Consider the following 13,233-nt stretch of genomic DNA (forward strand, 5'->3'; position numbering starts at 1 on the left):
TAGCCTTGGTCTCAACGGAAAAAGCAACGATGAGGAGACGTCATGGCACGCACACCCAAGAACCTTCAGATCCCCACCGGCAACGACAAGTCGAAGGCACTCGACGCGGCGCTGGGACAGATCGACCGCAACTACGGCAAGGGCGCGATCATGCGCCTCGGCGATGGAGTCCGCGAGCCGATCGCCTGCATCCCCACCGGCTCGATCGCCCTTGACATCGCGCTGGGCATCGGCGGCCTGCCGCGTGGCCGCGTCGTGGAGATCTACGGCCCGGAATCATCGGGTAAGACCACCGTCGCCCTCCACGCGGTGGCGAATGCTCAGAAGGCAGGCGGGATCGCAGGATTCATCGACGCCGAGCACGCCCTCGATCCCGAATACGCGAAGAAGCTCGGTGTCGACACCGATCAGCTTCTCGTCTCCCAGCCCGATACCGGTGAGCAGGCACTCGAGATCGCCGATATGCTCATCCGCTCGGGAGCCCTCGACGTCATCGTCATCGACTCCGTCGCCGCTCTCGTGCCCAAGGCCGAAATCGAAGGCGAGATGGGCGACAGCCACGTCGGTCTCCAGGCACGTCTGATGTCGCAGGCTCTGCGTAAGATCACCGGTGCGCTGGCTCAGTCGAAGACCACCGCGATCTTCATCAACCAGCTGCGCGAGAAGGTCGGCGTGTTCTTCGGCTCCCCGGAGACCACCTCGGGCGGTAAGGCGCTGAAGTTCTACGCCTCCGTGCGCATCGACGTGCGCCGCATCGAGACCCTCAAGGAAGGTCAGGACGCGGTCGGCAACAGGACGAGGGCGAAGATCGTCAAGAATAAGATCGCGCCGCCGTTCAAGCAGGCCGAGTTCGACATCATCTACGGTCACGGAATCTCCCGCGAAGGCAGCCTCATCGATATGGGCGTCGACAACGGAATCATCCGCAAGTCCGGATCCTGGTTCACCTATGATGGCGATCAGCTGGGCCAGGGCAAGGAGAACGTGCGCAACTTCCTCCGCGACAACCCGGGCCTGGCCGAGGAGATCGAACTGAAGATCAAGCACAAGATGGGCCTGATCAAGGTCGAACCCGAAGACGACGCCGAGGCGGCCGAGGGTGCCGCAGAGACCCCGCAGACGGATGACGCCGAGGTCTGAACCCGGTCGCACTGACGACGAGCTCATCGGATCAGCACCTGAGAGTGCCGATCCGGTGAGCTCGTCTGCGCAGGCGGCGACCCTCGATCAGCTGCGTGCCGCCGTGTCCGAGATCGACGAGCGCCATGCGGAAGGGGAATCGGAATTCTTCGCGCCCCTGTCGGGGCGGAGCGAGGGGCGGTCGGCATCGAGCGACAAGCCTGCGCGGTCGAAGGCTGAGTCTGCACGGTCGAGTTCGGCGGGGCGGACAAGCGCGAAAGCGCCCCAACGCGAGTCCGGCGGGGGAGGAGGCTGGACGGCCTTCGACACCGGTGAGCCGCCGCCCTTCGCCCTCGACGATTCCGACAGCAGCGACGGCGATGACGACTCCGAAGTATTCGGCAGCGAGAGTCTCGGCTCCGAGGGCTTCGATTCCGTCGGTCTCAGCTCGGCCGGCCTCGACTTTGATTCGGATGATTCAGATTCCGAGGAACCGGACTTCGAGGAGTCCTATGCGAAGGCGAAGAATACGGCGATGAACATGCTCGCCATGCGCGACCACGCGAGCCAGGAGCTGCGGGAAAAGCTGCTCAAACGCGACTTCCTGCCCGACGCCGTCGACGAACTCATCGCGAAACTCCAGAAATCCAAACTGCTCAACGACGAGGAATTCGCCCACCGCTACGTCCGTGCCCATCGCGAGAGGCGCAAACTCTCCCAATCGGTGCTGAGGCGGGAACTGAACAAGAAGGGCATTCCGCCCGAGATCATCTCCGAGGCCGTCGACGAGGTCGACGGGGAAGAGGACCTCGCCCGGGAAGTCGCCGCGAAGAAAGCCGCCTCGACAAGCAGACTCGCCTACGAGGTGCGCGAGCGACGGATCCTCGGCATGCTCGCCCGACGCGGATTCTCCTCCTCGATCTGCATCAAGGTCACCCGCGAAGTCCTCGCCGAAGACTGAGCATTCGTGCTCCGCGAAACGGCTAGAATGGTGGCGCCATGACTGAACTGATTGACTCCCCGGCGACAACCGAGCACTCGACCCGCAGCTACGAGGTCAAGACCTACGGCTGCCAGATGAACGTGCACGATTCCGAGCGACTCTCCGGCCTCCTCGACGACGCAGGCTACGTTCAAGCTGACACCGACGATCAGGCCGATGTCGTCGTCTTCAACACCTGCGCCGTGCGTGAGAACGCCGACAACCGTCTCTACGGCAACCTCGGCCAGCTCGCCAAGGTCAAGGAGAGCCACCCGGGCCTGCAGATCGCCGTGGGCGGATGCATGGCCCAGAAGGACCGCGACACCATCGTCAAGAAGGCCCCCTGGGTCGACGTGGTCTTCGGCACCCACAACATGGGCGCGCTGCCGGCGCTGCTCGACCGGGCCCGCCACAACCACGAGGCGCAGGTCGAGATCCTCGAAAGTCTCGACGTCTTCCCCTCCACCTTGCCCAGCAAGCGAGAATCCCAGCACGCCGGATGGGTGTCGATTTCCGTCGGCTGCAACAACAGCTGCACGTTCTGCATCGTGCCCAGCCTCCGCGGCAAGGAGAAGGACCGCCGTCCCGGCGACATCCTCGCCGAGGTCGAAGCTCTCGTCGCCGACGGCGTCGTCGAAGTCACCCTGCTCGGGCAGAACGTCAACTCCTACGGTGCCGAATTCCGCGACAAGGGTGCCTTCGCCAAACTGCTGCGCGCGGTCGGCAATGTCAACGGCATCGAACGGGTCCGCTTCACCAGCCCCCACCCGGCCGCGTTCTCCGACGACGTCATCGAAGCCATGGCCGAAACCCCGACCGTGATGCCGCAGCTGCACATGCCGCTGCAGTCCGGTTCCGACACGATCCTCAAATCCATGCGCCGGTCCTACCGCACCACCCGGTTCATGCGCATCCTCGACTCCGTGCGCGAACGCATCCCGCACGCCGCGATCACCACCGACATCATCGTCGGCTTCCCCGGGGAGACGGAAGAGGACTTCCAAGGCACCATGGACATCGTCTGTCGCGCCCGCTTCTCCCAAGCCTTCACCTTCCAGTACTCGATCCGCCCCGGCACCCCCGCGGCGACCATGGAGAACCAGGTGCCCAAGGAGGTCGTGCAGGAGCGCTTCGAACGACTCACCGCCCTCCAAGACGAGATTGCCTGGGATGAGAACAAGAAGCAGATCGGCCGTGAGGTCGAAGTGCTCGTGACCAAACTGCCCCACGGAGATTCGCCGAGGCTGAGCGGCCGTGCCGCCGACAACCGCCTCGTACACGTCGGCATCCCCACCGGCGCCGAGCTTCCGCGCCCCGGGGACTTCGTCACCGCCACCGTCACCGAGGCGAAGCCGTACTTCCTGCTCGCCGACTCCGGATACTCCGTGCGGCCCTCCCACGCCGGCGACGCCCATGACCGCGCCCAAGCCGACAGCTGCGGGGCACCCGCCCCAGGCACGAGCGCCGGCGGATCGACGAACCTCGGTATGCCGACTATCCGCACCCGCAGCTGAGATGGCCTCGTTCGCGGTCGTTCCGGCCGCACCCGTGCTCCTGCCCGGCATCGACGAACTCGAAACCGAGAGAATCGCGGGTCTGCGCAACGACATCGAGACCGTCCTGAGCTCCCACGAGCAGTGGGCGCTGCCTCTCGACGAGTTGCCCGTGCTCGCGGGACTCGGCGGCTGGGGAATCGACCGCGGGATCGACACCCGCACCGGTCAACTCCTCACCGGTGAGGCATGGGTACACGCCGTCGACGCACTGACCGAAGAGGAACGCGGGTCCTGCGAGACCGCGCATCCGGCGATCGGCGTCGTCCTGCTCCACGCACATGCAACGGCCGTGCGCATCGGGCCGGTTGGGACCAGTGAGCATCTGCTCATCCCCATCGATCTCTCGGCTGCCGCCAGCGAGGATGCGCCACTGGCACCGGTCGACGGTGCACGCGAATTCGACGAATCGGTGGCCCATGCGCTCAAAGTCGGCGACGCGACGACACTGAGCCGAGCCGCAGCGAAGGCACCGAACGTCCACGCCGACCTCGCCCTGCTCGAGTCGGCGCTGCCGCACCTCGGGACGGGCTCGTGGGAGTTCGAGACGGCCTTCGACGAAACCGTGCACGAAGTTCGCTCCCTGTGCGGTCGAGGCAGCCGCTGACATGGCAGGCTCCGACACGACACCCGGCGACATGGCACCCGGCGGCATGGCTCCCTCTGACAGCCCCGCCGCCCCCATCATCACGGTCATCGGGGCGACGGCCAGCGGAAAGTCGGATCTTGCCCTCGATCTGGCCGAGAACCTCGGCGGGGAGATCATCAACACGGATTCGATGCAGTTCTACCGGGGAATGGACATCGGGACGGCCAAACTTCCCGCAGCCGAACGCCGGGGGATCCCACACCACCTCCTCGACTTCCTCGACGTCTCCGAAGAGGCGAACGTCCAAGATTTCCAAGCCCGAGCCCGCACCGCCATCGCCGAACTGCGGGCACGTGGGAAGCGCCCGATCCTCGTCGGCGGCTCGGGACTCTACGTGCGAGCCGCCGTCGACCACATGGAATTCCCCGGCACCGACCCGAACATCCGTGCCAGGCTCGAAGCCGAAGTCGCCGCCGACCGGTGGGCCATGCACCGCCGACTCGAGGAGACCGATCCCGCGGCGGCAGCGAAGATCACGGTCAACGACCAGCGCCGCATCGTCCGCGCCCTCGAAGTCATCGAACTCACCGGCAGACCCTTCAGCGCCCAGCTCCCGGACTACCGGGAGATCGAACCGACACTCCACATCGGGCTGAGCATGGATCGGGAGGTCCTGCACACCCGGATCGCAGCCCGCGTGCACGCCATGTGGGAGGCCGGGTGGGTCGAAGAGGTCCGCTCACTCCTCAATGCCGGCCTCGCCGCGGGCAAGACCGCCTCACGGGCCATCGGCTACGCCCAGATCCAACGCTTCTTGACCGGTGAGATCAGCCGCGAGGAGGCCATCGACGACACGATCGTGCGGACCCGGCAGTTCGCCCGCCGCCAGGACACCTGGTTCCGCCGCGACCCGCGGATCCACTGGATCGACGGCAGCGCGGCCGACCCGGCGAACAACCTCGCGGGTGCGCTGGCGATCCTCACCGACAACAGGGCGAAACCCGAAAGCGACGAACCTCCACAGAGCTGAGCTTCCATCGAGCTGAGCCTCCGCCGACGTGGACCTTCGCAGAGCCGAATAGGCGCTGTATCCACCGGCCCCGGTGCCCCGATAGGATGGACTCATGAGCACCTCGGAATCGCCGTTCGCCGCACTCGCCGACACCCCGTTCCTCAAGGGACACGGCACCCAGAACGACTTCGTCCTCCTCTCCGATGACGACAGCGAACTCGAGATGCATCCAGAGACCATCGCCCTGCTCGCCGACCGTCGCGCCGGACTCGGCGCCGACGGCATCATCCGCATCGTGCGCTCGGCCAAGAGCGGCATCCCCGGAGCCGCCGAACAGGCCGAAGCCGGAGCCGAATGGTTCATGGACTACTACAACCACGACGGCAGCCTGTCCGAGATGTGCGGCAACGGCGTCCGCGTCTTCGCCCACACTCTTGTGACCACAGGCCGTGTGCCCGCCGACACCAAGGACATCCTGGTCGGCACCCGCGACGGCATCAAGACCGTGCGCACCACCCTCAACCCCGCCCTCGGCGTTCAGACCGGGGACGGACTGCAGACGACCACGCCGAACGCCCCCGGATCGGCCGATGACGCCTGGTACACGATCGACATGGGCGAGTGGTCACTCGATGAGAACTCCTCGGTGCTCGTGACCACCGGAGGCATCGAGGTCGCCCGACCGGGGCTGAGCGTCGAAACCGGCAACCCGCACACGGTCGTCGCCCTCGCCGAGGCGGTCGAACTCGAAGGCGCCGATCTCCGTGACGCTCCCGTCCTCGACCCGGTGCCGCCGCAGGGATCCAACGTCGAATACATCGTCATGGAACCGGCCCGCAGCGATGTCGCCGGGGGAGAGGGCGCCCTGCGGATGCGCGTGTTCGAACGCGGAGTCGGCGAAACCCGCTCCTGCGGAACCGGAGCCTGCGCGGCCGCCATCGCCGCCCACCACTGGGCCGGTCCGAACTCGCCGCTGCAGTGGCGCGTCGACGTGCCCGGCGGTCAGCTGCGCATCGGCATCGACCCGAACCAGAACGGAACCGCAGGTCGGGTGACTCTCGCCGGACCCGCCGTGCTCGTCGCCGGCGGCACCATCGGCTGAGTGGGCTCGGTCAGTCCCGTTCGATCGTCAGCACACGGAAGCCCTTCGAGGATCCGGTGCGCACGACGCTGAAGCCCTCTCCGAGCATCTCCACGATCCACTTCTGCAGCGAATCCGCGCCGAGGTTCTTCGACACCACGAGATCAGCCCGACCGCCGGGAGCCAGCCGCGGCAGCCACGTCGAGAGCAACTCGTGCAGGGCGTCCTTGCCGATGCGGATCGGAGGATTGGACCGGATCGCAGAGAACTGCAAATCTTCGGGGACTTCGGCGGCCGTGACGGTGCGGATCGAATCCAGGCCCAGGCGGGCGGCGTTGGCCGCCGTGGTCTCCAGGGACCGGGAATTCACGTCGAGGGCCCACACACGCAGGTCCACCTCGGCGTCCTTGGCGCTCAGTGCGGCATCGAGGGTGATCGGTCCCCACCCGCAGCCGAGATCGAGGAGATCACCGGCCGGCGGTGTCGGCAGATGCCGCAGCAGCACTGCGGTACCCAGATCGAGGCGGGTCGGTGAGAACGTGCCCGACACGGTTTCGACGGTGATCTCACGGCCGGCCAGATCGAGCCTGAGTTCGCGGGTCTTGGCCTCACTGCTCGGCGATTCGGTGAAATAGTGCTCTGCCACCACATCAGTCTAGAGGCTGTGGGAGAATTGATGGACACCATGACGGTGTGAGAGAACACCCGCCCGCAGGCAGCAGGCCCGACCGGGCGGCAGCGAACAAAGGAATGAATGACGTCCACTGACAAAGAGCGTCGAGACGCGATGCTCGACCGCGTGCTCGGACGAGGAGCTCAGGCTCTCGGCGGCACGGAAGCAACTGCCGACGAGGCCTCCCAGTACGACCTCGCCGAACGCGCCGCCCTCAAACGCGTCGCCGGACTCTCGACCGAACTCGAAGATGTCACCGAGGTCGAGTACCGCCAGGTCAGGCTCGAGCGCGTTGTGCTCGCCGGCCTGTGGAACACGACCCTGGCCGATGCTGAGAACTCCATCCGGGAGCTCGCGGCGCTGGCCGAGACCGCCGGTTCCGAGGTGCTCGACGCCCTCGTCCAGCGCCGCGACAAACCCGACCCGGGCACCTACCTGGGCAAGGGCAAGGCCGCCGAGCTCGCCGAGATCGTCGCCGCCGTCGGCGCCGATACGGTCATCATCGACTCCGAGCTGGCCCCGAGCCAGAGGCGCGGTCTCGAGGATGTCATCAAGGTCAAGGTCGTCGACCGCGTCGCCCTCATCCTCGACATCTTCGCCCAGCATGCGAAGTCCCGGGAGGGCAAGGCCCAGGTCGAGCTCGCCCAGCTCGAATACCTGCTGCCGCGTCTGCGTGGTTGGGGTGAATCCCTGTCCCGGCAGGCCGGTGGTCGTGTCGCCGGCGGTGCCGGAATCGGCTCCCGTGGTCCGGGTGAGACGAAGATCGAGCTCGATCGTCGCCGCATCCGCACCCGCATGTCCAAACTGCGTCGCGAGATCCAGGCGATGGCCCCGTCCCGGTCGACGAAGCGGAAGAACCGTGCCCGCAACCACATCCCGTCCGTGGCGATCGTGGGCTACACGAACGCGGGGAAGTCCTCCCTGCTCAATCGCCTCACCGACGCCGAGGTGATGGTGCAGAACGCCCTGTTCGCGACCCTTGATCCGACCGTGAGACAGTCCCGGACCTCGGAGGGCATCACCTTCACCTACACGGACACCGTCGGGTTCGTCAGCAGCCTGCCCCACCAGCTCGTCGAAGCCTTCCGCTCGACGCTGGAAGAGGCCGCCGGGTCCGATCTGCTCCTCCATGTCGTCGACGCCTCCCACCCCGATCCGCACAAGCAGATCCATGCGGTGCGGGAGGTGCTCAAGGACGTCGAGACCGGGGACATCCCCGAACTCCTCGTGTTCAACAAGACCGACATCGCCGATGAGGCCGTGGTCACCGGGCTGCGCGCCGAATATCCCGAGGCACAGTTCGTCTCCGCGGTGACCGAGATCGGCATTCCCGAACTCGTCGACACCATCGAACGGTCCTTGCCGGCCCCGAGCATCGACGTCACCGTGCTCATTCCCTACGACCGTGGGGATCTCGTCTCGAAGATCTATGCCCTCGGCATGGTCGAACACGAGGAGCACGGATCCGCCGGAACCGGCATGCAGGCCAAGGTGCCCGCCGAGCTCGCGGCCGAACTCGAAGAATTCCGACGTCCGGACCTGGTCATCGATCAGTGACCGTCGACGCACTCCTCGAGTCCGCCGTCGGGGCCATCGGCGGTTCGCCCAGGGAAGGTCAGGAAGAGATGGCCCGGGCGGTCGCCTCGGCGGTGGACAAGGGCATCCATCTGCTCGTGCAGGCAGGCACCGGCACCGGAAAATCCCTGGCCTACCTCGTTCCGGCCGCCGAGTACGCGAGCCGCACGGGAGGGCGGGTCATCGTCTCCACGGCGACCCTGGCCCTGCAGACGCAAATCATCCATCGCGATCTGCCGCGCCTGTTCAAGGCCGTGAAGAAGGACCTCGATCCGCTGCCCCGGGCCGCCCTGCTCAAGGGCCGCCGGAACTATGTGTGCAAGCACAAGCTCGCCGGGGGCTACCCGGACGAGGGCGACGGCATGCTCTTCGACCTCGGTGCCGACGCCGAGGCGGGTCGCAAACCCGCCGACCGCTCCGGGCTGGGTGAGGAGATCCAACGGATCCGCACCTGGGAGAAGACCACTGAGTCCGGTGATCGGGACGATCTGCTGCCCGGAGTCAGCGACCGCGCCTGGTCACAGGTCTCGGTCAACGCCTTCGACTGCCTCGGCTCGAACTGTCCGCTCTACACCGAATGCTTCGCCGAGATCGCCCGCAACAAAGCCGCCGAGTCCGACATCGTCGTGACCAACCATGCGCTGCTGGCCATCGACGCCTTCGGGGACAACACCGTGCTGCCCGAACACGATGTCATCATCATCGACGAGGCCCACGAGCTCAAGGACCGGGTGACCAGCGCCCTGTCCGGGCAGATCAACCTCAGCATGCTCTCGGCGGCCACGAGCGCGGTGCGCAAGCACACCACCGTTCAGGACGGCGTCGTGGCACTGCTCGACTCTGCGGCTGCGGCCCTTGAACGCGCCCAATCCGGGCAGAGCGAAGGCCTCATCCTCAACCTCAGTGAGGCCATGTCGCTGGCGCTCATGCAGATCCGCGATTCGGCCAGGCAGATCATCAACGACATCGGCGGCAAGACCGAGGAAGCTGATGCGGGACGGCAGATGGCCAAGGCCCGTTGCCAGGAGATCTTCGAACTGGCCGAACGCTTCTGCGATCCGGGCAAGAACGACGTTATCTGGCTCTCACGCAGCACCTTCCGGGAGAAGGAGACGACGAACCTCGTCGTCGCACCCCTGAGCGTGGCCGGGACCATGCGTTCGGGCATCTTCGAGGAGGCGACGGTGGTGGCCACCTCGGCGACCTTGGCCCTCGGAGGCAATTTCGATGCCGTCGCGGCCTCTCTCGGACTGTTCGGCCCGGATGCGCCGAAGTGGGACGGACTCGACGTGGGGTCGCCCTTCGACTACGGCAAGCAGGGGATCCTCTACGTCGCCGCCCATCTGCCCCGTCCCGGGCGTTCGGGACTGAGCGAACAGGCTCTGGACGAGCTCGAGAAGCTGGTCAGGGCCTCGAACGGGGGAGCGCTCGGGCTCTTCTCCTCGAAGGCCGCGGCCTCGGTGGCCGCCGAGCATCTGCGGGAGAAGTTCGATTTCCCGATCCTCCTCCAAGGCGATGACGGTCTGCCCTCTCTGGTCTCCCAGTTCACCGCCGACGACCGGTCGTGCCTGTTCGGAACCATGTCACTGTGGCAAGGCGTGGACGTGCCGGGGCGGACGAACCGACTCGTCGTCATCGACCGGCTGCCCTTCCCCCGACCCGACGATCCGCTCATGCAGGCACGCGCCCGCGATGCCGACAATCGCGGAGTCAACGGGTTCATGGCCGTCAGCGCCACCCATGCGGCCCTGCGCCTGGCACAGGGGGCCGGCCGACTCATCCGATCGACGAAGGACCAGGGAGTCGTCGCGGTCCTCGACTCCCGTCTGCGCTCGGCCCGCTACGGGGGATTCCTCGTCAACTCGATGCCGCGGATGTGGCCGACGACGGATGCCGCCCTGGTCCGGAAGAGTCTGGGCCGTCTGGCGAAGCCTGCGGAGTGAATGCACGAACGCCCCCGACCGGTCACTGGTCGGGGGCGTTCGCATCGGTGTCGAGCCTCGGTCAGAGGCGGCGGACCACCGCAACGACGAGGCCCATGATCTGGGCGTAGGTGCCGTCGATCGGTTCGTAATCCTTGTTCTGTGGCAGCAGCCACTGATGTCCGGCCTTGCGCTTGAGGGTCTTCACCGTGGCCTCACCGTCAAGCAGGGCCGCGACGATCTGCCCGTTGTCGGCGGTGTGCTGCTTGCGCACCACCACCCAGTCGTCGTGGCAGATGGCGGCTTCGATCATCGAGTCGCCGACGACCTTGAGCAGGAACATCTCTCCGGAGCCGACGACCTGGGTCGGCAGGGAGAAGACATCGTCGACCTCCTGCTCGGCGAGGATCGGACCGCCCGCGGCGATCCTGCCGACGACGGGAACCTGGACGGTGTTGTTCGCCAACTCCTCGTACTTCGCGCGCTCGGCCTCTTCCTCTTCGAAGGGATTGACCACTTCGATGGCCCGCGGGCGCTTCGGGTCACGACGGACATAGCCGAGGCGTTCGAGCTGGGAGAGCTGGTGGGCCACGCTCGAGAGTGAGGCGAGTCCGGCGGCCTTGCCGATCTCGCGCATGCTCGGCGGGTAGCCGTTGGCGACGACCGCGCGTTCGATCGTCTCGAGCACGAGCCGCTGGCGTGGGGTCAGGCGGAAATCGCCCTCTCCGGTCGAGCCCTCGGGAATCGGAATGTCCTCTTCGTCGATGCGAGCGGCCGCGATCTCGCTGGCAACGTCCTCATTGCGGGGCCTGCCTCTGCCCCTCTTGTTCTGAACCATTGCTCGTTCCCCTTCGTTCTATTCCCTGCCGTTCGACCCCGTCATTCCCGGGTTGGGAAGTCTCGTGTCAGTGCCGACTGAGATGGTTCTGACAGATCAATCAACAACGCTGGTTCTCTCTCATTGTCGCATAAATGTTCGAGTTGGACTGGACATTTGTTCGATTGGCATGTTGAATAGAACAGACGTTCTACCTATTACCGGTGGAATCGTACGGAAGAAAGAGGTAATGCGATGTCTGCACAGAACCAAGAACTGCGCCTGACCACTCGTGGACGCCAGGCGGTGCGCCTGCTGAGGACGCTGATCGTCGCTGCCGTCATCATCGGCGGAGCCGTCCTCCTCGCCACCCAGTCATTCTCCGCGGCGGCCGTGGCCGAGCCCGGATCCGAGGGCGTCGGCATCGAAGCCGACGCAGTCGTCGTCGGCGAAGGCGAGTCCCTGTGGACCGTGGCCGCGAACCTCGGCATCGACCGCGATACCCGGGATGTCGTCTCCGACATCGTCGACATCAACCACCTGTCGACCCCGACGGTCCACCCCGGCCAGACTCTCGACGTCCCCGTCGAGTGAGCCCGGGCGGGACCGTCCGGCAGGGGCACTGCGGACGGTCCCGCCCATGGACGGACAGGGCGTCCGCAAGCGGTCCGGCTGAGGAATCGAACGCCGGCCCCAGAGCGGCCCCGCCTCGGCACGTCCCGAGGGCGAGCGGTAAGCTGAGCGCGTGGGAAACATCGAATCTCTGCCCGTGCGTTCGGACCTCGTCGGCCTCAAGCCCTACGGTGCTCCGCACCTCGACGTGCCGGTGCAGCTCAACGTCAATGAGAACGCCTATCCGCTCCCGGGTGAGGTCGTCGAGAGCATGCGCGCAGCCGTGGACGCGCACTTCGCCGGACTCAACCGCTATCCGGACCGCGAGTTCGACGAACTCCGCCGCCACCTCGTCACCTACCTCGACGGCGTCAACGCCCGGGCCGGCAGCTCGGTCGAGCTCGACCCGTCGATGATCTGGGCCGGCAACGGCTCCAACGAGGTTCTCTCCCACATCGTCCAAGCCTTCGGGGGACCGGGGCGGACCGTGCTCGGCTTCACCCCGAGCTACTCGATGCACCCGCTCATCACCACCGGCACGGGAGCAGCTTGGCAGAGCTTCGAACGCAAGGATGACTTCACCCTCGATGCCGAGACGGTCGCGGCCGAGGTGGCACGCGTCGACCCGGACATCGTCTTCCTCTGCACCCCGAACAACCCGACCGGCACCTCGATCGGCCTCGAGGTCATCGAGGCCGCCTACGAGAACTGCTCGGGCATCGTCATCGTCGATGAGGCCTATGCGGAGTTCTCCCGTCCGGCGAAGCTCTCGGCGATGACTCTGCTGGAAGGTCGGCCCCGCCTCGTCGTCTCACGCACCATGAGCAAGGCCTTCGCCTGCGCGGGTCTTCGCCTGGGCTATGCGATCGCCGCGCCCGAACTCATCGACGTCCTCCGACTCGTCCGCCTGCCTTACCACCTCTCCGAGATCACCCAGGTCCTCGCGTGCACAGCACTCGAGCACGCCGAGGTGCTGCTGGGCAACGTCGACCGACTCATCGACTCCCGTAATCGGATGTCGGCACACCTCGCCGAGGTCGGCTTCGACGTGCACCCGAGCGATTCGAACTTCGTGCTCTTCGGCAACATCTCCTCACCGCAGGAGCTGTGGCAGAAGCTGCTCGACCGCGGCGTCCTCATCCGCGACATCGGCATCGCCGGGCACGTCCGCGTCAACGCCGGCACCGAGGAGGAGACGGACGCATTCTTCACTGCGATCGACGAGATCCTCGTCGAGTCACCTGGCATCCTCGCCGCGGAGCCCGCGGTCGCCGCTGAGAGACAATAGGTCCACGCTC

At 66.3% G+C, this 13,233-nt stretch carries 12 protein-coding genes; 10 read left to right on the top strand and 2 right to left on the bottom strand.

What is annotated here, in order from left to right:
* Positions 1–42: 42 nt before the first annotated feature.
* From recA to dapF, 6 genes are all read left to right on the top strand, one after another.
* Positions 43–1,140 (top strand): recombinase RecA, encoded by a 1,098-nt coding sequence (gene recA / locus ACH82I_RS17440; protein WP_413334429.1) that lies wholly within the window; start codon positions 43–45, stop codon positions 1,138–1,140.
* A 55-nt stretch (positions 1,141–1,195) separates the two neighbouring features.
* Positions 1,196–2,080 carry a regulatory protein RecX gene (locus ACH82I_RS17445; RefSeq protein ID WP_413334431.1) on the top strand — a complete coding sequence of 295 codons (885 nt, stop codon included), beginning with the start codon at positions 1,196–1,198 and terminating at the stop codon, positions 2,078–2,080.
* Between the two features lie 38 nt (positions 2,081–2,118).
* On the top strand, positions 2,119–3,615 hold the full coding sequence (gene miaB / locus ACH82I_RS17450) for a tRNA (N6-isopentenyl adenosine(37)-C2)-methylthiotransferase MiaB (RefSeq protein ID WP_413334433.1): 1,497 nt from the start codon (positions 2,119–2,121) through the stop codon (positions 3,613–3,615).
* A 1-nt stretch (position 3,616) separates the two neighbouring features.
* Positions 3,617–4,261 (top strand): hypothetical protein, encoded by a 645-nt coding sequence (locus ACH82I_RS17455; RefSeq protein WP_413334435.1) that lies wholly within the window; start codon positions 3,617–3,619, stop codon positions 4,259–4,261.
* 46 nt (positions 4,262–4,307) lie between these two features.
* Positions 4,308–5,273 carry a tRNA (adenosine(37)-N6)-dimethylallyltransferase MiaA gene (gene miaA / locus ACH82I_RS17460; RefSeq protein WP_413336778.1) on the top strand — a complete coding sequence of 322 codons (966 nt, stop codon included), beginning with the start codon at positions 4,308–4,310 and terminating at the stop codon, positions 5,271–5,273.
* A gap of 94 nt (positions 5,274–5,367) precedes the next feature.
* Positions 5,368–6,357 (top strand): diaminopimelate epimerase, encoded by a 990-nt coding sequence (gene dapF / locus ACH82I_RS17465; protein ID WP_413334436.1) that lies wholly within the window; start codon positions 5,368–5,370, stop codon positions 6,355–6,357.
* A 10-nt stretch (positions 6,358–6,367) separates the two neighbouring features.
* Here dapF and ACH82I_RS17470 read toward each other — a convergent pair whose 3' ends face one another.
* Entirely contained in the window at positions 6,368–6,982 is a 615-nt protein-coding gene (locus ACH82I_RS17470) for a class I SAM-dependent methyltransferase (RefSeq protein ID WP_413334438.1), read from the bottom strand.
* Between the two features lie 108 nt (positions 6,983–7,090).
* Between ACH82I_RS17470 and hflX the strand changes: the two genes are divergently transcribed.
* Together hflX and ACH82I_RS17480 are read left to right on the top strand one after the other, a co-directional pair.
* Entirely contained in the window at positions 7,091–8,566 is a 1,476-nt protein-coding gene (gene hflX / locus ACH82I_RS17475) for a GTPase HflX (RefSeq protein ID WP_413334440.1), read from the top strand.
* Positions 8,563–10,527, top strand: a complete 1,965-nt coding sequence (locus ACH82I_RS17480; protein WP_413334442.1) for an ATP-dependent DNA helicase — start codon at positions 8,563–8,565, stop codon at positions 10,525–10,527. The genes hflX and ACH82I_RS17480 overlap by 4 nt, the downstream gene beginning before the upstream one ends.
* A 61-nt stretch (positions 10,528–10,588) precedes the next feature.
* Here the strand turns inward: ACH82I_RS17480 and lexA are convergent, their stop codons facing one another.
* Complete coding sequence (gene lexA / locus ACH82I_RS17485; protein WP_230745138.1) at positions 10,589–11,344, bottom strand: transcriptional repressor LexA; 756 nt, start codon at positions 11,342–11,344, stop codon at positions 10,589–10,591.
* A gap of 234 nt (positions 11,345–11,578) precedes the next feature.
* On the opposite strand from lexA, the gene ACH82I_RS17490 reads away from it, so the two are divergent.
* Together ACH82I_RS17490 and ACH82I_RS17495 are read left to right on the top strand one after the other, a co-directional pair.
* Positions 11,579–11,917 carry a LysM peptidoglycan-binding domain-containing protein gene (locus tag ACH82I_RS17490; RefSeq protein ID WP_413334444.1) on the top strand — a complete coding sequence of 113 codons (339 nt, stop codon included), beginning with the start codon at positions 11,579–11,581 and terminating at the stop codon, positions 11,915–11,917.
* A gap of 151 nt (positions 11,918–12,068) precedes the next feature.
* Complete coding sequence (locus ACH82I_RS17495) at positions 12,069–13,223, top strand: histidinol-phosphate transaminase (protein ID WP_413334446.1); 1,155 nt, start codon at positions 12,069–12,071, stop codon at positions 13,221–13,223.
* Positions 13,224–13,233: the final 10 nt, after the last annotated feature.

Source organism: Brevibacterium sp. GP-SGM9 (genome assembly GCF_047300845.1).
Taxonomy (GTDB): Bacteria; Actinomycetota; Actinomycetes; order Actinomycetales; family Brevibacteriaceae; genus Brevibacterium.